This window comes from Bradyrhizobium sp. 2TAF24 (genome assembly GCF_052115025.1).
In the GTDB taxonomy this organism is placed as follows: Bacteria; Pseudomonadota; Alphaproteobacteria; order Rhizobiales; family Xanthobacteraceae; genus Bradyrhizobium_A.
In genome coordinates, this window is the sequence record NZ_JBFRFW010000002.1 from 102,077 (window position 1) to 121,830 (window position 19,754).

The window sequence follows — 19,754 nt, forward strand, 5'->3', positions numbered from 1 at the left end:
AAGCAATCACAGGCGGCAAGCGCCCCGACTCCGCGAGCGTCGCGTGGCCGTCCGCCGGACAGGGAGAGATCGCATGGGCGTTGAAGGCATCGGCGCGCGCGTCGCGCGCAAGGAAGACAAGCGGTTCATTACCGGCAGCGGTCGTTACGTCGACGACATTCGACTGCACGGCATGACCTATGCGCACTTCGTGCGCAGCCCCCACCCGCACGCCAGGGTCAAGAGCATCGATGCGTCGGAGGCGCTGAAGCTGCCCGGCGTGGTGGCCGTGCTCACCGGCCAGCAACTGGTCGACGACAAGGTCGGCAACCTGATCTGCGGCTGGATGATCCATTCCAAGGACGGCACGCCCATGAAGATGGGTGCATGGCCGGCGATGGCGCCGGAAACCGTGCGCTTCGTCGGCCAGGCCGTCGCGGTCGTGATCGGCGAGACGCGCAACCAGGCGCGCGACGGCGCCGAAGCGGTCGTCGTCGACTACGAGGAACTGCCGGCAGCCGCCGACATCCGCGCCGCGATCGCGCCGGGCGCGCCCCAGCTTCATCCCGAAGCCCCGGGCAACATGATCTACGACTGGCATATCGGCGACGAGGCGGCGACCGACGCCGCGATCAAGAACGCCGCGCATGTCGTCGAGCTCGACCTCGTCAATAACCGCCTCGTGCCGAATGCCATGGAGCCGCGCGCGGCCGTCGCCAGCTACGACGCCGCCGAGGAGCACTACACGCTCTACACCACGTCGCAGAACCCGCATGTCGCGCGCCTCGTGCTGTCGGCGTTCTACAACATCGCCCCCGAGCACAAGCTGCGGGTGATCGCTCCTGACGTCGGCGGCGGCTTCGGCTCCAAGATCTACATCTATCCCGAGGAAATGGTGGCGCTGTGGGCGTCGAAGCGCGTCAACCGCCCGGTGAAGTGGACGGCGGACCGCACCGAAGCCTTCCTCACCGATGCCCATGGCCGCGATCACCTGACCAAGGCCGAGATGGCCTTCGACAAGGACCACAAGATCACCGGCCTGCGGGTGAAGACTTACGCCAACCTCGGCGCCTACATGTCGCTGTTCTCGTCATCGGTGCCGACCTATCTCTACGCCACGCTGCTGTCGGGCCAGTATGTCATTCCCAACATCTCCGCCGAGGTGATCACGGTCTACACCAACACCACCCCGGTCGACGCCTACCGCGGCGCCGGACGGCCGGAAGCGAGCTACCTGCTCGAACGCATCATGGAAACCGCGGCGCGGCAGTTCAAGGTCGATCCAGCCGAACTGCGGCGCAAGAACTTCATCACCCAGTTCCCGTACCAGACCCCGGTGATCATGGCGTACGACACCGGTGACTTTAATGCCTCGCTCGACGCCGCGCTGAAGGCCATCGACTATGCCGGCTTCCCGGCCCGCAAGGCGAAAGCCAAGCAGGACGGCAAGCTGCGCGGCATCGGCTTCTCCTGCTACATCGAGGCCTGCGGCATCGCGCCGTCGAAGGCCGTCGGCAGCCTCGGCGCCGGCGTCGGCCTGTGGGAATCCGCCGAGGTTCGCGTCAATCCTGTCGGCACCATCGAGATCCTGACCGGCTCGCACAGCCACGGCCAGGGCCACGAGACCACCTTCGCCCAGGTGGTCGCCGACCGCCTCGGCATTCCGATCAGCCAGGTGTCGATCGTCCACGGCGACACCGACAAGGTGCAGTTCGGCATGGGCACCTACGGTTCGCGCTCCGGCGCGGTCGGCCTGTCCGCCATCGTCAAGGCGATGGAGAAGGTCGAGGCCAAGGCCAAGAAGATCGCCGCCCATCAGCTCGAAGCCTCGGTCGACGACATCGTCATCGAGGAAGGCCAGTTCAAGGTGACCGGCACCGACAAGGCGATCGCCTTGCCGATGGTGGCGCTCGCCGCCTACACCGCCCACAACCTGCCCGACGGCATGGAGCCGGGCCTCAAGGAAGGCGCGTTCTACGATCCGACCAACTTCACCTTCCCCGCCGGCGCCTATGTCTGCGAGCTCGAGGTCGATCCCGCCACCGGCAAGACCAGCTTCATCAACTTCGTCGCCGCCGACGATTTCGGCCGCCTGATCAACCCGATGATCGTCGAGGGCCAGGTCCATGGCGGCCTTGCCCAGGGCATCGGGCAGGCGCTGCTGGAGGGCGCGGTCTACGACAGCAGCGGCCAGTTGCTGACGGCGTCGTTCATGGACTACGCCATGCCGCGCGCCGACGACCTGCCGTCGTTCCAGCTGTCGCACACCACGACGCTGTGCCCGGGCAATCCGCTCGGCATCAAGGGCTGCGGCGAAGCGGGTGCCATCGGCTCATCCGCCGCCGTCATCAACGCCATCACCGACGCCATCGGCCACAACCGCCTGGAGATGCCGGCCAGCCCCGACCGGGTGTGGCACGCCATTCATCAGCCGCAGGCCGCCGAGTAACGGGGAGACGAACCATGTACCAGACCACATATCATCGCCCCTCGACCGTCGCCGACGCCACGGCGCTGTTCGCCAAGGGCACGGAAGCCAAATATCTCGCCGGCGGCCAGACACTGCTGCCGGTGATGAAGCAGCGCCTGGCGGCGCCATCGGACGTAATCGACCTCGCCCGGATCAAGGAGCTGGTGGGTGTCGAAGCGTCGGCCGATACGCTGACCATCAAAGCCGCGACAACCTACTACGACATCATGACTGATCCCGCGGTCAACAAGACGATCCCGGCGATCGCCCATCTGACCTCGACGCTGGGCGATCCGGCGGTGCGCTATCGCGGCACCATCGGCGGCTCGATCGCCAACAATGACCCAGCCGCGGACTTCCCGGCGGCGGTGCTGGCGCTCGATGCGACCATCACGACCAACACGCGCAGCATCAAGGCCGCCGACTTCTTCAAGGGCCTGTTCTCGACCGCGCTCGAAGACGGCGAGATCATCACCGCGGTCTCCTTCCCGATCCCGGAGAAAGCGGCCTATGCCAAGTTCCGCCATCCGGCATCGCGCTTCGCCCTGACCGGCGTGTTCGTGGCGAAAACCAAAGGCGGTGATGTCCGCGTCGCGGCCACCGGCGCGTCGCAGAACGGTGTGATGCGAGTGCCGGCGATCGAAGCTGCGCTCAAGGCCAGCTGGTCGGCAGCCGCACTCGACGCGATCACGATCCCCGCGACTGGAATGATCGAGGATATCCACGGCAGCGCCGTCTATCGCGCCAACCTGATCAAGGTGATGGCGCAACGCGCGGTGGCTGACGCGGGCTGACCCGGCTCGATCAACCAATTGCCCGGAGCCGGCGCCCGCGCTTTGGGGCGCCGGCTTTTGCAGATCACGCCCCGAAGCTTTCGTCTGCAGCGGATCGGGGTATTGTGCACCGATGACCGACGATCGCCTGTCCGCGCCTGCGGCGTTTCGCAACCGTGATCCCATCCTCGACGTGCTGCGGACCATTCTGCCCGTGCGCGGCACCGTGCTGGAGATCGCCAGCGGCAGCGGCGAACATGTGGTGCATTTCGCCCGCCACCTGCCGGACCTCGTTTTCCAACCGTCCGATCCAGGCATCGATGAGCGGCGCAGCATTGCGGCCTGGGTCGCCGACAGCGGCCTTCCCAACATCGAGGCGCCGATTGCGCTTGATGCCGCCGCCCCGCCCTGGCCGATCGCCCATGCCGACGCCGTCGTCTGCATCAACATGATCCACATCGCACCGTGGCAGGCGACGCAAGGCCTGATGCGCGGCGCGGCCGCGATCCTGCCGCCGGGCGCACCACTCTATCTCTATGGACCCTACCGGCGCAGCGACACTCCGCTCGAGCCGAGCAACGCCGCGTTCGACGCCAGCCTGTGCAGCCGCAATCCCGCGTGGGGCCTGCGATTGCTCGACGATGTCGCCGCCCTCGCGACGGCCAGCGGATTTGCAAGCCCGGCCGTCACGCCGATGCCGGCAAACAATCTCAGCGTGGTCTTCCGGAAACGTTGAGCTAAAGCGTTTTCGAGCGAAGTGGGCACCGGTTCGCGCAAAGAAAACGCGTCAAAACAAAAAATGAGAGCGCGGCCAGCCGACAGACCATTGCATGTCATTCCGGGCCGGCGCGCGGCGACGGCCCCGGAATCTCGGCTGTCGATCTTGCGGAGCCTTCGAGATTCCGGATCGCCGCAAAGCGGCGTCCGGAATGACGGAGTGAACGCCGATGCGCCACATCACAGCGTGTTGACGCTACGCCGCGGTCTTGCCGTTCACCGCCAGCACGCCGCGGCGGATCTGGTCTTCCTCGATCGACTCGAACAGCGCCTTGAAGTTGCCTTCGCCGAAGCCGTCGTCGCCTTTGCGCTGGATGAACTCGAAAAAGATCGGGCCAATGGCGTTGGCGGAGAAGATCTGCAGCAGCACCTTGGTGTGGCCGCCATTCACGACACCTTCGCCGTCGATCAGGATACCGTTCTTCTGCAGCCGCGCCACGTCCTCACCGTGCCCGGGCAGCCGGCGGTCGACCCGCTCGAAATAGGTCTCGGGCGGCGACGGCATGAACGGCAGGCCATCCGCGCGCAACGCTTCGATGGCGCGATAGATGTCCTTCACGCCACAGGCGATGTGCTGGATGCCCTCGCCGCGGTAGATGTGGAGATACTCCTCGATCTGCCCGGCATCGCCGGCGTCTTCGTTGATCGGAATTCGGATCTTGCCGTCGGGACTGGTCAGCGCCCGCGAGAACAGGCCCGATGCGCGGCCCTCGATGTCGAAGAAGCGGATCTGGCGGAAGTTGAACAGACGGCTGTAGAAGCCGGTCCACACATCCATGCGGCCGCGATGGACGTTGTGGGTGAGATGGTCGAGATAATAGAGGCCAACGCCTTCGGGCCGCGGATTGCGGCCATTGAGCCACTCGAACTCGGCGTCGTAGGCCGAACCCTTGGCGCCATACTGATCGACGAAATACAGCAGGCTGCCGCCGATCCCCTTGATCGCGGGAACGTCGAGGGTCTTCTGCGCGGACGGAATGTCCGCTGGTTCGGCGCCGAGCGAAATGGCGCGTTCATAGGCGCGACGCGCATCGACCACCCGGAACGCCATCGACGGCGCACACGGGCCATGGGCAGCGACGAAGCTGTGGCCGTGAGTGCCCGGCTGTTCGTTGACGAGATAGTTCACGTCGCCCTGGCGGTACACAGTGATCGCCTTGGTCTTATGCCGCGCCACCGCGGTGAACCCCATCAGGCGGAACAAGGCATGCAGTTGCTCCGGCTCCGGGTGGGCGTATTCGACGAACTCGAAGCCGTCGGTCCCCATCGGGTTGTGGTCGGAAATGGTGGCGGCTGGCGCATCGTGCGGAAACGGACCCATCGCGGCTCTCCCTGGACTTTGATGCCGACATTTTCATTCACATCGGACACAATGTTCATGCATAATGGGGCGCTTTCCGGCACGAACACGCACGATCTGTGCATCTAGGAGGCTTCTTCTGCATGACATCGATGGGAACCGTCGCGGTCGACGCCTTCGATCTGAAGATTCTCGCCGCCCTGCAGGATGACGGGCGCCTGACCAACCAGGAGCTGGCTGATATCGCCGGCCTGTCCGCCTCGCAGTGCTCGCGCCGCCGCAGCCGGCTCGAGGAGGATGGCATCATCCAGGGCTATCATGCCGACCTCGCCAATGAGGCGCTGGGCTTCAATGTCATCGCCCTGGTGCACATCACGCTCGCCACCCACTCGCCGAACAACGCCAAGCGCTTTCGTGACCTGGTGCTGCGGGTCGACGATATCCAGGAGGCCTTCGCCCTCACCGGCGACGCCGACTACATGCTCAAGATCGCACTGCGCGACCTCAAGAGCTTGTCTGACATCGTCAACAATGTGCTGATGCCGCACGACAGCGTCGCCCATGTGCGCTCGTCGATCGTGCTGGATTGCCTCAAGACCACGCGGAAGCTGCCGCTTGGCCGGCCGCGCCCCGCTGGCGGGCGTTAACGATTTGAGACGTCGGGCGTCGCCACGACTGAAAAGACGCCAACGCCATGTTGTGGTGCATGCGGCCGACATCACCAGATCAAGCATGGCCTGGTATCGCGCCCGGGTGATTCGGCCGATTCGCCCCTGTTTCGTTCCGCCGTTGTTCGAAACGTTAAAGGCGCTCATCGCGCTCGTTACATTTCAACACAAATGCCTTGTTCTGCACGAAGTCGCTGGCTGGCGACGACACCTGGCCGCTGCAGGTACACACCAAGCCCGGCCGCCTCTCGCGAAAATTAACGATTGCGACACGTCGCGCGATGAAGCGATCGCAATCTGTCCCGAAGCCGATCTTCATCTTGTAGCCATGCATTCGCCGGTCCCAAGATGAGGCGGGCGCGATCGACGATCACGGCGATTCGGCCGATTCGCCCTCGTTTCGTTCCGGCAGCGTTCGAAATGTTAACGGCACGAGCGCGGTTCGTTACATTTCGACACAAATGCCTTGTTCTGCGCGATGCCACTGATCGTGACGGCACCTGGCGGCGACAGGCGCACACAAGCCCGGCCATGTCTCGCGAAATTAACGATTGCAGCACGCCGCATAATGAAACGATCGTGATCGGTGCCGAAGCCCGATCTTCATCTTGTACCCGCGCATCCGCGCAATCCCCAGATGAGGCGGGCGCGATCGAGCGCCATGGCGATTCGGCCGATTCGGGCGTGTTTCGTTCCAATGTCGTTCCAAAGGTTAACCGCACCGCGCTGACACGTCGCGTTCTGAGACAAACGCGCAACACTTTCAGCCGCCCTGCCGCACCGCAGCCGGCGGCTATTGACGCCCGACACGGCCAAATCTTAACGTCTGGTTGACGGTTCCCATTTGGGATCAAAAGGGAATGCGGTGAGGATCCCCTCCGATGCCGCAGCTGCCCCCGCAACTGTAAGCGACGAGCCAGCCATCCGTTGCCACTGGGCCCTCGGACCCGGGAAGGCGATGGCGCAGCGATGACTCGCGAGCCAGGAGACCTGCCGTCAACGTGGTCACACGCGACGATGCCGGTCGGGGAGTACAGGCATTGGTTCCATGAGGGTGAACGCTCGCATGGGCCCCGGTTGCTGTGACGTGCCACTGCCGTCAACCGAGGGCTCCATGTCTGCTGTTTTCACTGCGTCAAAGTCGCGCCGCCGCCAGGCGGTGGTCACCTCCATCGCCGCACCACTGCTCTTCACCGCCATCTCCCAGGCCCGCGCTCAACCGGCGCCGACGGCGGCCCAGAATCTGCCCGAGATCGTCGTCAGCGCCACGCGGACGGAAACGCCGGCCGAGCAGATCGGCAATTCGGTGACGGTGATCTCCGGCAAGGACCTCGAGCGTGACCAGCGGCGCACGGTGCCTGACGCCCTCGCCACCGTGCCCGGGCTCAATGTGGTCCAGAGCGGCGGCCCCGGCGGCCTCACCGCCGTGTTCATCCGCGGCACCAACGCCAACCACACCAAGGTGCTGATCGACGGCATCGACGTCAGCAATCCCAGCGACGTCAACCGCGTGTTCGATCTCGGCCAGTTGCTCACCAGCGACATCGAACGCATCGAGGTGTTGCGGGGACCGCAGAGCGGCCTCTACGGCGCCGATGCGATCGGCGGCGTGATCTCCATCACCACCAGGAAGGGCGAAGGTCCGCCGCGGGCGACCGCCAGCATCGAGGGCGGCTCGTTCGGCACGTTCAACCAGGACGTCGGCCTCAGCGGATCACAGGACCGCATCAGCTACGCCTTCAATGTCTCACACTTCGCGTCATCCAACACGCCGGTCACGCCATCCGAGCTTCTGCCGCCGGGGCAGCGGGCGATCGGCAACTGGTATGACAACATGACATACTCCACGAAGCTCGGCGTCGACGTCACCGACGATTTCGCCCTCAACGTCACGGCCCGCTACACCGACGCGACGCTGCGCTTCACCGGCGACACCTTCAATCCCGTCACCTTCTCCAGCACACCGAGCCCGACCCAGAGCACGCAGCAGGTACGGCAGATCTTCACCCGCGCCGAGGGCGTATGGTCGCTGCTGGACGGCCGTTTCAAGAACTATTTCGGCGTGAACTACGCCAGCCACTGGAATTTCAATGCCGATCCGAGCGCGGGCAACTCCACCAACACCGGCGATCGCGTGAAATATGACTGGCGTGGCGTGCTGGCCCTGCTGCCGGCGCAGACCCTGGTGATCGGCGCAGAGCACGAGCGAGAGCAGCTCAACACTGCCACGGTATTCGCCGAGAACGTCAACAAAGGCGCCTATCTCGAGCTGCAATCTGAATTCTTCAAGCGGCTGTTCGTGGTGTCGAACATCCGCCTCGACGACAACGACCGCTTCGGCGACCACACCACCTGGCGCGTGGTGCCCGCCTACATCATTCCAGGCACCGAGACCAGGCTGAAGGCGAGCTATGGCACCGGCTTCAAGGCCCCGACCCTGAGCCAGCTCTATGTCGACTATCCGTCGTTCCTGTTCTTTGCCAATCCGAACCTCAAACCGGAGCAGAGCACCGGCTACGACGCCGGCTTCGAGCAACCGGTCGGCGACCGCTTCCGCTTCGGCGCCACCTACTTCCACAACGACATCACCGACCTGATCAACACCGTGTCGAACCCGGCGACCTTCAGCTCGACCTATGTCAATATCGGCGCGGCAGAAACCGAAGGCGTCGAGACGTTCGCGACCTGGACCGTCTCCGAGACCGTTCAGTTGCGCGGTGACTACACCTATACCCGCGCGATCGACAAGACGACCGGCCTCGAACTGCTGCGACGTCCGAAGAACAAGGCGAGCGTGACGGCGAACTGGTCGCCCTCTGCGGTGCTGTCGGTATCGGGAACCGTGCTCTATGTCGGCAGCTTCATCGACAGCAGCCGCGATTTCTCCATCCCGCGGATGACCGCACCGGGCTACACCGTCGTCAACCTCGCGGCCGACTACACCATCAACGACCAGATGAAACTGTTCGGGCGCATCGATAACCTGTTCAACCAGCGCTATCAGGACCCGACCGGATTCCTGCGGCCCGGCTTCGGGATCTTCGGTGGCGTTCGTGTCGCCAGCTATGGCGTAAGATAGCCTGGAAACCGGTGAAGCATCGTCGCGTGCTTGCACGCGACGATGCTTTGTGGTTCGGTGCCGCCGTCATCGCTGTCTTCCGCCACATGGCCGCTGATCAGGTCTGGAGCAAGATGACTGCCGATACGCCCGCGGCGCAAAACATCCTCAGTGCAAGCGACACATCCTCAGTGCAAGCGACCTGGACGTGACCAACCACGAGACAATCGGGCCTATCGCCCATGGAGGGGTCAACGCGACATGGTAGCCCCCGGCGCCGCCCGGCCTTCACTCACGGCCCCCCTGATCCTTGCTGTGCTTGCGAGCGCGCTTTTTGTCGCTTCGCTGGGAGTAGGTCCGGTCAAGCTCGCGCCGGCGACCGTGGTCAGAGCCCTGCTCGGCCTCGGCAGCGACGTACACCTGATCATCGTTCGCGAGATCCGGCTGCCTCGCGCGATCCTCGCCTTCGCCATCGGCGGCATCCTTGGGTTGTCCGGCGCCGCGCTGCAGGGGCTCCTGCGCAACCCCCTGGCATCACCGTCGCTGTTCGGCGCGCCGCAGTCCGCTGCCTTCGGTGCGGTGCTGATGATCGCGCTCGGCCTCGCCGACGTCCGTTCCTACGTGCTGCCTGTGGCCGCGATCATCGCGGCCTTCATCTCGGTGTTCGCACTGCTTGCCGTTGCCGGTCGCAATGCCGGGCTGCTGCTGCTGATCCTCACCGGCCTCGCCCTGCAGAGCCTCGCCGGCGCCCTCACCTCGTTGGCGATGAACCTGTCGCCCAATCCGTTTGCTGCGCTCGAGATCGCCTTCTGGTTGCTCGGCTCACTGGAGGATCGCAGCTTCCAGCATGTGATGCTGGCCCTGCCGTTCATCGTGGCCGGCGCGATCGTGCTGATGAGCCAGCGCCACGCCTTCCGTGTGCTCAGCCTTGGAGAGGAAGCCGCGCAAAGTCTTGGCGTCGACGTGGCGCGGGTGCGGCTTGTCACCATTGTCGGCGTCGCCCTCGGCGTCGGCGGCGCGGTCGCGGTAACCGGGACCATCGGCTTCATCGGCCTCGTGGCACCGCATCTGGTGCGTCCGCTCGTCGGCCACGACCCCGGACGGATCATGGTGCCGAGCGCGCTGGCCGGCGCCTGCCTGCTGCTCGCCGCCGACATCGCCGTGCGGCTCATTCCCGCGACCACCGACATCAAGGTCGGCGTGCTCACCGCGATCATCGGCGTGCCTTTTTTCCTTTATCTGATCATGCGCGAACGGCGCGCGCTCGGCGGAGGGCTGGCATGACCGCGCCCTTCCTGACGGCGGATGACCTGCAGGTCCGCCTCGCCGGCCGCGAGGTGCTCAAGGGCGTCTCGCTGGCCCTGCCGCAACAGGGGCTGATCGCGCTGGTCGGACCGAACGGCGCCGGCAAGACCACGCTGCTGCGCGCACTCGCCGGCCTCCTGCCGGCGCACGACCTGATCCGCGGCACGGTGAAGCTCGACCAGACCGACATCGCCACGCTGTCGATCCGCGAGCGCGCCCGGCGCTTCGCCTACCTGCCACAAGGCCATGCCGTGCATTGGCCGCTGCCGGTGCACGATGTCGTGGCGCTTGGCCGCTACCCGCACGGCGCCACCGATCCGAGCCGCCTGAGCGAAGCCGACGAAGCCGCGGTCACGCGCGCGATGCGGACCGCCGACGTCACGCTGTTCAGCGCACGCAGCATCACCGAACTGTCCGGCGGCGAGCGCAGCCGTGTGGCGCTGGCGCGCGTGCTGGCGGTGGAGGCCCCGGTGATCCTCGCGGACGAGCCAATCGCCTCGCTCGACCCGCGCCATCAGATCGACGTGATGCGCGGCCTGCACGCCGCGGCCGGCGACGGCAAGCTTGTCATCGTCGTCACCCACGACCTCGGACTTGCAGCGCGCTTTGCCGACCAGGTGCTGGTGCTGTCCAACGGGCAGCTCGCCGCACAAGGCTCCTGCGATGCAGCGCTATCCGACGCCGTCCTCGCCGAGGTATTCCGGGTCGACGCCTATCGCGCTGTCCATGGCGGCGCCACGGTGATCGTGCCGTGGGCGGAGCGATCGCAATGAGGGACGGCTCACCCCGACCGCAGCGCGGTGATCAGACGCTCGCACGCAGCCTCGTCGGGTGGCAGGCCGAAGCGCAGCAGATCTGGCGCATCATTGAACCGCCGGCACCAGATGTGATGGCGGGCAAGGCGGGCATGGATGGCGGCCGCTTGAGAATGTCGCGCGAGGCGGAACAGCAGCGTGCCGCCGACGATCGTCAGCCCAGCCTGCATCAGGGCGCCATCGAGCGCCTCGGCCATGGCCTTGAGGCTCTCGCGGGTCCGCGTGGCCCAGGCCCGATCGGCCAGCGCCGCCGCGCCGATGGCGAGCGCGGGGCCGGAGCAACTCCAGCTCCCCAGCGCCTCGGCGATCCGTTCGGCGAGCGCCGGCGCAGCGATGGCAAAGCCCAACCGCACGCCGGCGAGGCCGTAGAACTTTCCGAACGAGCGCAGGATCACGATCGGCAGGTCGCCGCACAGCGCCGCGGCGGTCAGCGCGGGATCGACATCGGCAAACGCCTCGTCGATGACCAGCCAGCCGCCGTTGCGCTGCACCGCGCGCGCCGCCTGGCGCAATTCGTCATGGCTGAAGATGCGTCCATCCGGGTTGTTCGGATTGACGACGACAACATGGCGTCCACGCGCCACCGCGGTCGCCAGATCGTCCACGGCGACCACGGCATGACCCGCGCGACGCCACGCCAGCGCATGCTCGTTGTAGGTGTGGCCGACCACGGCGACGGCGCCATTTTCAACGAGACACGGCAGCCACTGGATCAGTGCCTGCGTGCCCGCGGCAGCGACGATGTCGACACCTTCAGGGACGGCGTAAGCCGCGCGCGCCGCCGCGAGCAGCGCGACGTTGTCGGCGTGCGACGGCAGGCGCCGCCAGACGTCTACGGCAAACGCATCCGGCAGCGGCCACGGACAGGGATTGATCCCGGTCGAGAGGTCGAGCCAATCCGACGGCGCACCGCCATGCTGCGCTATTGCCTCGCCGAGATCGCCACCATGCTTCATGGCTGCTTCATGCCACCATCGCGCCGCCTGCGCGAGCGAATTCGTGGTATCGTCGCCGGTCTTGCCATCGCGTCCGCAACGGTGACTGCCGCCACGGCGGCCGGCCCCCGCATCGCCTCGATCAACCTGTGCACCGACCAGTTGCTGATCGCGTTGGCAGATCCAGACCAGGTCCTCGGCCTCAGCCCCTATGCGCTGGACAAGGCGCGCTCCTGGATGGCCGTGGAGGCGGCGCGCTATCCGTTACTATCCGGCGAAGCCGAGGATGTTCTGGAACTCAAGCCTGACCTGGTGCTGGCCGGCCGCTACACCAAGCGCGCCACGCGCGAATTGCTGAAGCGGCAGGGCCTCAAGGTGGTGGAGCTCGACGCCGTGCGCTCCATCGAAGACACCAAGCAGCAGATCATACGCATCGGCGACGTCGTCGGCCATCCCGAGCGAGCCGCTACGCAGATCGCCCGCATCGATGCGGCAGTGGCGTGGGCGCGCGAGGCGGTAGCGCGCAAGCCGGTGCGGGTGCTCGGCGTCTCACGCCGTGGCTGGGTGTCCGGCGGCGACAGCCTGACGAGTTCGCTGCTTGCAACCATCGGCATCACCAATGCCGCCCGCGACGTCAACCTCAAGTCCAGCGGCGGCTTCGCGTCGCTGGAAGCCATCATCGCCGCAAAGCCGGATTTCATCGTGGTGTCGGAGGGCGACGACTTCGCCGAGGACCAGGGCCGCGCCTTCCTGCTGCACCCGGCGCTGCAAGACCTCTATCCGCCTGACAAGCGCATCGTGCTGCCCGAGCGCCTGACCGTGTGCGGCGGGCCAATGCTCGCGGACGCGCTGGATCGCCTGGTGGCAGAGTTTGAGCGGGTCAGCCACTGACATGGCATCCTGGTCTGACAGCCTTCTGGTCGTGCTTGGCGCGCTGGCGTTCGATGCACTGCTTGGCGATCCCGACTGGCTGTGGCGGCGCTTGCCGCACCCGATCATCCTGATCGGCCGCACCATCGGTGCGCTCGACCGCGCCCTCAATCACGAGACACAGTCGCCGGCGTGGCGCCGCGTCGCCGGCATCCTCACGGTCGCGGTGCTCGTGGCCGCGGCGCTGCTCATCGGATATCTGATCGACATCGCCCTGCGCGCGCTCCCCGCAGGCTCCCTGTTTGTCGCACTGATCGCCGCGATCTTCATCGCCCAGCGCAGCCTCTACGAGCACGTCGCCGCGGTCGCCGCCGCCTTCGCATCCGGCGGCCTCACTGAAGCGCGCCGCGCGGTATCCATGATCGTCGGCCGAGATACCCTGCAGCTCGACGACAGCGGGGTGTGCCGTGCCGCCATCGAATCCTGCGCCGAGAACTTTTCCGACGGCGTGGTGGCGCCGGTGTTCTGGCTGGCGCTGCTCGGCCTGCCGGGCCTCGTCGCCTACAAGGTGATCAACACCGCCGATTCCATGATCGGCCACCGTACCGCCCGTCACGAGGCGTTCGGCTGGGCCGCGGCGCGGTTCGATGACCTCGTCAACCTGATCCCGGCGCGGCTTGCCGGCCTGCTGGTCGCGCTCGCCGCGCCCGTCGCCAGCGGCAGCATCAGCCGTGCGCTGCAGGTCATGGCGCGCGACGCCGCCCACCATCGCTCACCCAACGCCGGCTGGCCGGAGGCCGCGATGGCCGGCGCGCTCGGCCTCGCCCTCGCCGGCCCACGCCGCTACGCCACCTACAGCGTCGACGATCCCTTGCTCAACGCCGAAGGCCGCAGGGATGCGGCGCACGCCGACATCCGCCGCGCGCTGCGCGTGATGGCGACGGCCTGCATCCTGCAGGCGGCGGTCTATGCCGTGCTGCTGGCCGTCTCGCTGAACTAGCGACTGCGCGCGATCTCGAGCAGACGGTCGATATCGAGGTGAGCCGCCAGATGATCGGCCAATGCATCGAGCGCCCGCTCGATCGTCGCGTCGTAGGCCAGCGACGCCGCAACGCCGAACTGGCTGAGCCAGGCACGACGGAACGCATCACCCGCGAACAGGCCATGAAGATAGGTGCCCTGCAACCGTCCGTCCGCGGACATCGCGCCATCCGGCCGGTCGTCGAGATGCACGAACGGCCGAACGCAGTCGCCCCCTTCGGTGCGGCCGAGATGGATCTCATAACCTTCGATCGGCGCACCGCTGGCGCAGTGCGTCCCCCGCGACAGCACCGTCGTCTTGTCGCCGCTCATCACCGTGGTGACGTCGAGGAGGCCGAGGCCCGCGACCGTGCCCGCCGGTCCATCGATGCCATCGGGATCGGCGATCGTCGTGCCGAGCAGCTGATAGCCGCCGCACAAGCCGAGCACATGACCGCCGCGCCGGACATGGGCGAGGATGTCGATGTCCCAGCCCTGCTGACGCAGAAAGGCGAGGTCCCCAATGGTCGACTTGGTACCGGGCAGGACCACGACATCGGCCTCCGCCGGGATCGGCGCGCCCGGGCGGACGAACACAAGGCGCACGCCCTCCTCCATGCCGAGCGGATCGAGATCATCGAAATTGGCGATGCGCGACAGCATCGGCACCGCAATCACCAACTCCGCCGGCGCGGCTGCCATGCGATCGAGATCGAGCGCATCCTCCGCCGGCAGGAACGCCGCTTGCGGCAGCCACGGCACGACGCCGAGCGATGGCCAGCCGGTGTGGCGCGTGATCTCCGTCAGGCCTGCATCGAATAGCCTGACCTCGCCGCGAAACTTGTTGATCAGGAAGCCGCGGATACGCGCCCGTTCCTCCGCCTCCAGCACCGCGTGGGTGCCGACAATGCTGGCGATCACCCCGCCGCGGTCGATGTCGCCGGCCAGCACCACCGGCACGTCGGCGGCCGCGGCGAAGCCCATGTTGGCAATGTCGCCGGCGCGCAGGTTGATCTCCGCCGGGCTGCCGGCGCCCTCGACCAGCACGATGTCGGCATCCCCCGCGAGATGTTCAAAGCTCTCCAGCACCGCCGGCAGCAGCGCCGCCTTGCGGTCGAGATAGTGCTGCGCCCGTAGCGTGCCGGTGCGCCGGCCCCGCACGATGACCTGCGCACCGGTGTCGGTCTCCGGCTTCAGCAGCACCGGGTTCATGTGGACGCTCGGCCGCCGCCGCGCGGCGCGCGCCTGCACCGCCTGGGCACGGCCAATCTCGCCGCCATCGACCGCGATCGCCGCGTTGTTGGACATGTTCTGCGGCTTGAACGGCGCGACACGAAGCCCGCGCCGTGTCAGCAACCGCGCCAGCCCGGCAACCAGGGTCGACTTGCCGGCGTTGGAGCCGGTCGCCTGGATCATCAGCGCGGGCGTGCGGCCCGCCATCAGAACTCGATGCCCTTCTGCGCCTTGATGCCCTGGCGGAACGGATGCTTGACCAGCGTCATCTCGGTAACGAGGTCGGCGAGCTCGATCAGCGCCGGGTGCGCGTTGCGGCCGGTGACAATGACATGCTTGTCCGCCGGCTTCTCGTCGCGCAGGAACGCGACGACCTCGTCGATCGGCAGGTACTCGTAGCGCAGCACGATGTTGAGCTCGTCGAGCAGCACCAGGCGGTTGTCGTCGCTGCGAACCAACTCCTTGGCGCGCTCCCAGGCGGCGCGGGCTGCCGCGATGTCGCGGGCGCGGTCCTGGGTCTCCCAGGTGAAGCCTTCGCCCATGATGTGCAGGGTGACGAGCTCCGGAAATTTCGCCAGCAGCCTGGCTTCGCCGGTGTCCCAGCTCGGCGACTTGACGAACTGGACCACCGCCACCGGCCAGCCATGGCCGATATGGCGGAACACCATGCCGAGCGCGGCGGACGTCTTGCCCTTGCCCGTGCCGGTGTGGACGATCAAGAGGCCCTTGTCACCGGTCTTGCCGGCCATGATCTTGTCGCGGGCCGCCTTGTGCTTGCGCATCTTCTCGGCGTGACGCGCATTCTCGGTGTCGTCGCGGTCCGGTTCGGTCACAGTCGTGTCTCCTGCAAAGTCAAAAGCTCGGCGACCAGATTGGCGGCGCTGTTCGAGCGCGGCGTCCACAGCCCGCGGCGCATCGCCTCGGCAAAGCGCCGTGCCGTTTCGCGCAGCGCCGCGGGATTGGCCTCCGCCATGAAGTCGCACACCCGCGCGTCCTCCAGATAAGCCGCGAACAGCTGGTCGAAATGATGGCTCGACACCGCGTCGGTCGAAGCGGCGAAGCCGAACAGGTAATCCACCGTCGCCGCGATCTCGAACGCGCCTTTGTAGCCATGGCGCATTACGCCGTCGATCCATTTCGGGTTGGCGGCGCGGCCGCGCACCACGCGCGAGATCTCATGCGCCAGCGGTCGCGGCAACGGCGCCTCGGGGCGAGAGGTGTCGATATGAGCAATGCGCGGCGCGGCGCCGCGCAGGCTCTGCACCGTCGCGGCGAGCCCGCCCATGAACTGGTAATAGTCGTCGGAATCGAGAATATCGTGCTCGCGGTTGTCCTGCGCCTGCGCGACCAGGTCGACACGGCCGAGCTGGGCGGCGAAATCGCCGCGGGCAGCCGCGCCCTCGCTGCCGCTGCCATAGGCGAACGCGCCCCACGACAGGTAGACGTCGGCGATATCGCCGCGCGTGTCCCAGCCCCCCTCGTCGATCAGCGCCTGCAGTCCCGCGCCATAGGCGCCGGGCTTGGCGCCGAACACGCGATAGCTCGCCTGCCGCTGCGCGGCGTCGGCCGGCACGCCGTCTGCCGCAAGCGCACGCGCCCGCACGCGAACATGGGCCGCGATCGGATTGGCGTCATCCGGTTCGTCCAGCGCCGCGATCGCGCGCACGGCGCTGTCGAGCAGGTCCATCTGGGTCGGGAAGGCGTCACGGAACAGGCCCGACACCCGGAAAGTGACATCGACCCGCGGTCGCCTCAGCTCCGCGAGCGGTATGACTGCGAAACCGGTGACCCGCCCGGATGCCTCGTCCCACAGCGGGCGCGCGCCGATCAGCGCGAGCGCCTGTGCCACATCGTCACCGCCGGTGCGCATATTGGCGGTGCCCCAGGCCGACAGCGCAATGGTGCGGGGCCATTCGCCGGCCTGCTGCCAGTAGTGCTCGACCAGCCGCTCGGCGGCGAGCCGGCCGATACGCCACGCTGACGGGCTCGGCACCGCACGCACGTCGACCGCGAAGAAATTGCGGCCGGTCGGCAGCACGTCCGGCCGTCCACGGGTCGGCGCGCCGGATGGCCCGGGCGGCACGAAGCGACCGTCGAGCCCGCGCAGCAGCGCCGTGATCTCGGCCTCGCCGCAGCCGCTGATGGTCGGCCGCAGCCGGGTCTCGATCCAGTGCAGCACCGGTGCCGCCTGCGTCCAGGCCGGATCGGGCGCCGCGTCGCCGCGCACCAGCGCCGCAGCGAGATGCTCGATCCGCTCCACGGTGTCGCCAGCGGTGCGCCAGGGCGCATCACCGAGCGTAGCAAGCGTCGACGGCCGCGGACCGCTGTAGTCAACCGCCAGTTCCCGCGTCAATGGATCAAATTCGCCGAGCCCCAGGTCACGCGCCAGCGCCCGGTGCAGCGACGCATCCTCCGGCCGGATCTCGGAACGCGGCAGCCGCGCGATGGCGACCAGGAGGTCATCGCTCTGCCGTCCCCCGGGCGAACGGCCGAACACATGCAGGCCATCGCGAATCTGCATTTCCTTGAGATCGCAGAGATGGGCATCGATCGCCCGTAGTGCGTCGACGGTCGGCGTGTCTCTGTCGACGCCGACATCGGCGTCGAGGCGCTGCACCCGCGCCAGCGACAGGATGTCATCAGCGATCGCGCCCGCCCGCTTGGGATCGAGATCGGCGGCGAGCGCATATTCGTCGACCAGACTTTCCATCCGCGCCAGATCGTCGTGCAGCTCGGCGCGGGTCATCGGCGGTGTCAGGTGATCGACGATCACCGCGGCAGTGCGGCGCTTGGCCTGGATGCCTTCACCCGGGTCGTTGACAATGAACGGATAGATATGCGGCAGCGGTCCCAGGACCGCATCCGGCGTGCAGTCGGCGGAGAGGCCGGCGCTCTTGCCCGGCAGCCACTCCAGGTTGCCATGCTTGCCGAGATGGATCACGGCGTGCGCGTCAAATGCGGTGCGCAGCCACAGGTAGAATGCAAGATAGTGGTGCGGCGGCGCGAGGTCGGGATCGTGATAGGTGCTCTTGGGATCGATGTTGTAGCCGCGCGCCGGCTGGATGCCGACCATGAGGTTGCCGAAGCGATGCAGGCCGAGATGGAAGGCGTCGCCCACGACATGTGGATCCCGCGCCGGATCGCCCCAGCGCTCGGTGATCGCCTGCCGGACGCTCGCGGGGAGTTGCGCGAACGCCTGAGCATAGTCGGTAAGCGGCCAGCGCACGCCACCATGACGCGCGGCGCGGTCCGCGAGGTCGTTGGTCGGGCCAGCCTGCAGGCGCCGCATCATCGCGGCGTTGTCGCCCGGCGCGGCGCCGGCATCGTATCCGGCCTGACGCATTGCCTGCAGGATACCTATCAGGCTTTCCGGCGTGTCGAGACCGACGCCATTGGCGAGCCGTCCGTCGCGGTTCGGATAGTTGGCGAGCACCAGCGCCACCCGCCGCTCAGTCGGCGCAGCGCGACGCAGCGCCACCCAGCGCGCGGCGAGCTCCGCCGTCGCGGCGACGCGATCGGCAACGGCACGCAGCATGGTCGGCGCGAACGCGCCGTCGGCGGCAGCCGCCTTCTCCTTGAAGGCGATGGCATGGGCGAAGACGCGGCCATCGACCTCGGGCAGCACCACATGCATGGCGAGGTCGCGCGGTGTCAGGCCGCGCGACGACGTCTCCCAGGCGGCGCGGGACGATCCCGCCAGCGCCACCTGCAGCACCGGACAGTCGAACGCCGCAAGGACGCCGCTGTCGGCGGCTGCGGTCGCGGTGGCGAACGCCGTTGCGTTGATGATGATCTTGGGCGGATGCGCGGCCAGCGCCGCACGCAGGAAAGCGCTCGAGCGCTCATCTTTGAGGCTGGTGACATAAACGCCCACCGGATCGAGGCCGCGCTGCTGCAGGGCCTCGGCGAGGTCGGCGAGCGGCGCGGTGTCACCGGCGGCGGCCAGCGCGCGGTAGAAAATCATGGCTGCACGGGGGCGTTCGCTCGATGCCGGCTCGGCGGGCCAGAACCCGGCCGCGGGCATCGGTCGTGGCGGCGGCGGTGCCTCGCCCTGCCCGATCAGATGCGCCGCGAAGCGCAGCGCCAGCGCGATGTTCTCCGCGCCCCCCTCGCTGCAGTAGCGCCACAGCTGCTCGGTGGCGCCTGCATCCAGCGTGCCGCGCGCGGCCAGCGCCGGATTCCAGGTCAGCTCACCTGGAATGCAGGCGAACAGCGCACCGCGGCGCAGCGCATCGGCCCGCAGGCTCTCGATGCCATGCGGCCAGTAGCTTTCGCCGCCGAGCATGCGCAGCACGACGATTTTCGCTGCGCTTAGCGTCCGCTCGACATAGGCATCGACCGAAGCCGGGTGACCAAGCGCCAGCAGATTGGTCAGCGTCAGCGATGGAAAGTCCGCTCCCAGCCGTGCGGCCGCGGCGCCGAACGCCGCGAGTTCGCTGTCGGCCGCCGACAGCACGACGATGTCGGTCGTCGGCTGCCCGAGATCACGGGCGACGTCGCCGTCGTCGATGCCACCGCTGGTGTCGAGCTTGAGGTGCATCGGATCGTCGT

The 19,754-nt window shown here is 67.2% G+C and carries 16 protein-coding genes and 1 riboswitch; of the genes, 11 read left to right on the plus strand and 5 right to left on the minus strand.

The features are described from left to right. Positions 1-73 precede the first annotated feature (73 nt). The 3 genes from AB4Z37_RS03720 (at position 74) to AB4Z37_RS03730 (ending at position 3,958) form a co-directional block, all read left to right on the plus strand. Positions 74-2,428: a xanthine dehydrogenase family protein molybdopterin-binding subunit gene (locus AB4Z37_RS03720; protein WP_441515340.1), complete on the plus strand. Its 2,355-nt coding sequence runs from the start codon at positions 74-76 to the stop codon at positions 2,426-2,428. Positions 2,429-2,442: 14 nt separating this feature from the next. Continuing rightward, positions 2,443-3,243 (plus strand): FAD binding domain-containing protein, encoded by an 801-nt coding sequence (locus AB4Z37_RS03725; RefSeq protein ID WP_441515341.1) that lies wholly within the window; start codon positions 2,443-2,445, stop codon positions 3,241-3,243. A gap of 112 nt (positions 3,244-3,355) precedes the next feature. After that, the gene (locus AB4Z37_RS03730; RefSeq protein ID WP_441515342.1) at positions 3,356-3,958 is read left to right on the plus strand and encodes a DUF938 domain-containing protein; all 603 of its coding nucleotides are present in this window, start codon (positions 3,356-3,358) and stop codon (positions 3,956-3,958) included. Positions 3,959-4,195: 237 nt separating this feature from the next. Here AB4Z37_RS03730 and hppD read toward each other — a convergent pair whose 3' ends face one another. Continuing rightward, a complete protein-coding gene (gene hppD, locus AB4Z37_RS03735) occupies positions 4,196-5,320 on the minus strand; it encodes a 4-hydroxyphenylpyruvate dioxygenase (protein WP_441515343.1) in 1,125 nt (374 codons plus the stop codon). Between the two features lie 122 nt (positions 5,321-5,442). On the opposite strand from hppD, the gene AB4Z37_RS03740 reads away from it, so the two are divergent. The 6 genes from AB4Z37_RS03740 (at position 5,443) to AB4Z37_RS03765 (ending at position 11,103) form a co-directional block, all read left to right on the plus strand. After that, positions 5,443-5,946: an Lrp/AsnC family transcriptional regulator gene (locus AB4Z37_RS03740; RefSeq protein ID WP_441515344.1), complete on the plus strand. Its 504-nt coding sequence runs from the start codon at positions 5,443-5,445 to the stop codon at positions 5,944-5,946. A 552-nt stretch (positions 5,947-6,498) separates the two neighbouring features. Then, entirely contained in the window at positions 6,499-6,801 is a 303-nt protein-coding gene (locus AB4Z37_RS03745; RefSeq protein WP_441515345.1) for a hypothetical protein, read from the plus strand. Next, positions 6,785-6,979, plus strand: a riboswitch (cobalamin riboswitch). Its footprint overlaps the gene before it by 17 nt. Before the next feature lie 102 nt (positions 6,980-7,081). After that, entirely contained in the window at positions 7,082-9,046 is a 1,965-nt protein-coding gene (locus AB4Z37_RS03750) for a TonB-dependent receptor plug domain-containing protein (protein ID WP_441515346.1), read from the plus strand. A 26-nt stretch (positions 9,047-9,072) separates the two neighbouring features. Continuing rightward, the gene (locus AB4Z37_RS03755) at positions 9,073-9,237 is read left to right on the plus strand and encodes a hypothetical protein (RefSeq protein ID WP_441515347.1); all 165 of its coding nucleotides are present in this window, start codon (positions 9,073-9,075) and stop codon (positions 9,235-9,237) included. A 49-nt stretch (positions 9,238-9,286) separates the two neighbouring features. Next, positions 9,287-10,309, plus strand: coding sequence for a FecCD family ABC transporter permease (locus tag AB4Z37_RS03760; protein WP_441515348.1), 1,023 nt, complete (start codon positions 9,287-9,289; stop codon positions 10,307-10,309). Further along, positions 10,306-11,103: an ABC transporter ATP-binding protein gene (locus tag AB4Z37_RS03765; protein WP_441515349.1), complete on the plus strand. Its 798-nt coding sequence runs from the start codon at positions 10,306-10,308 to the stop codon at positions 11,101-11,103. Before AB4Z37_RS03760 ends, AB4Z37_RS03765 begins: the two co-directional genes overlap by 4 nt. 8 nt (positions 11,104-11,111) lie before the next feature. Here the strand turns inward: AB4Z37_RS03765 and cobD are convergent, their stop codons facing one another. Then, positions 11,112-12,101 (minus strand): threonine-phosphate decarboxylase CobD, encoded by a 990-nt coding sequence (gene cobD, locus AB4Z37_RS03770; protein WP_441515350.1) that lies wholly within the window; start codon positions 12,099-12,101, stop codon positions 11,112-11,114. Positions 12,102-12,110: 9 nt separating this feature from the next. On the opposite strand from cobD, the gene AB4Z37_RS03775 reads away from it, so the two are divergent. Both AB4Z37_RS03775 and cbiB read left to right on the plus strand, forming a co-directional pair. After that, positions 12,111-12,971, plus strand: coding sequence for an ABC transporter substrate-binding protein (locus AB4Z37_RS03775; RefSeq protein WP_441515762.1), 861 nt, complete (start codon positions 12,111-12,113; stop codon positions 12,969-12,971). Between the two features lies 1 nt (position 12,972). Then, entirely contained in the window at positions 12,973-13,950 is a 978-nt protein-coding gene (gene cbiB / locus AB4Z37_RS03780) for an adenosylcobinamide-phosphate synthase CbiB (RefSeq protein WP_441515351.1), read from the plus strand. Here the strand turns inward: cbiB and AB4Z37_RS03785 are convergent. The 3 genes from AB4Z37_RS03785 to cobN are packed head-to-tail and all read right to left on the minus strand — an operon-like array spanning position 13,947 to position 19,743. Further along, positions 13,947-15,410 carry a cobyric acid synthase gene (locus AB4Z37_RS03785; RefSeq protein ID WP_441515352.1) on the minus strand — a complete coding sequence of 488 codons (1,464 nt, stop codon included), beginning with the start codon at positions 15,408-15,410 and terminating at the stop codon, positions 13,947-13,949. The genes cbiB and AB4Z37_RS03785 overlap by 4 nt on opposite strands. After that, positions 15,410-16,036 carry a cob(I)yrinic acid a,c-diamide adenosyltransferase gene (cobO, locus tag AB4Z37_RS03790; protein WP_441515353.1) on the minus strand — a complete coding sequence of 209 codons (627 nt, stop codon included), beginning with the start codon at positions 16,034-16,036 and terminating at the stop codon, positions 15,410-15,412. Before cobO ends, AB4Z37_RS03785 begins: the two co-directional genes overlap by 1 nt. Next, on the minus strand, positions 16,033-19,743 hold the full coding sequence (gene cobN / locus AB4Z37_RS03795) for a cobaltochelatase subunit CobN (protein ID WP_441515354.1): 3,711 nt from the start codon (positions 19,741-19,743) through the stop codon (positions 16,033-16,035). The genes cobO and cobN overlap by 4 nt, the downstream gene beginning before the upstream one ends. Between the last annotated feature and the right edge of the window lie 11 nt (positions 19,744-19,754).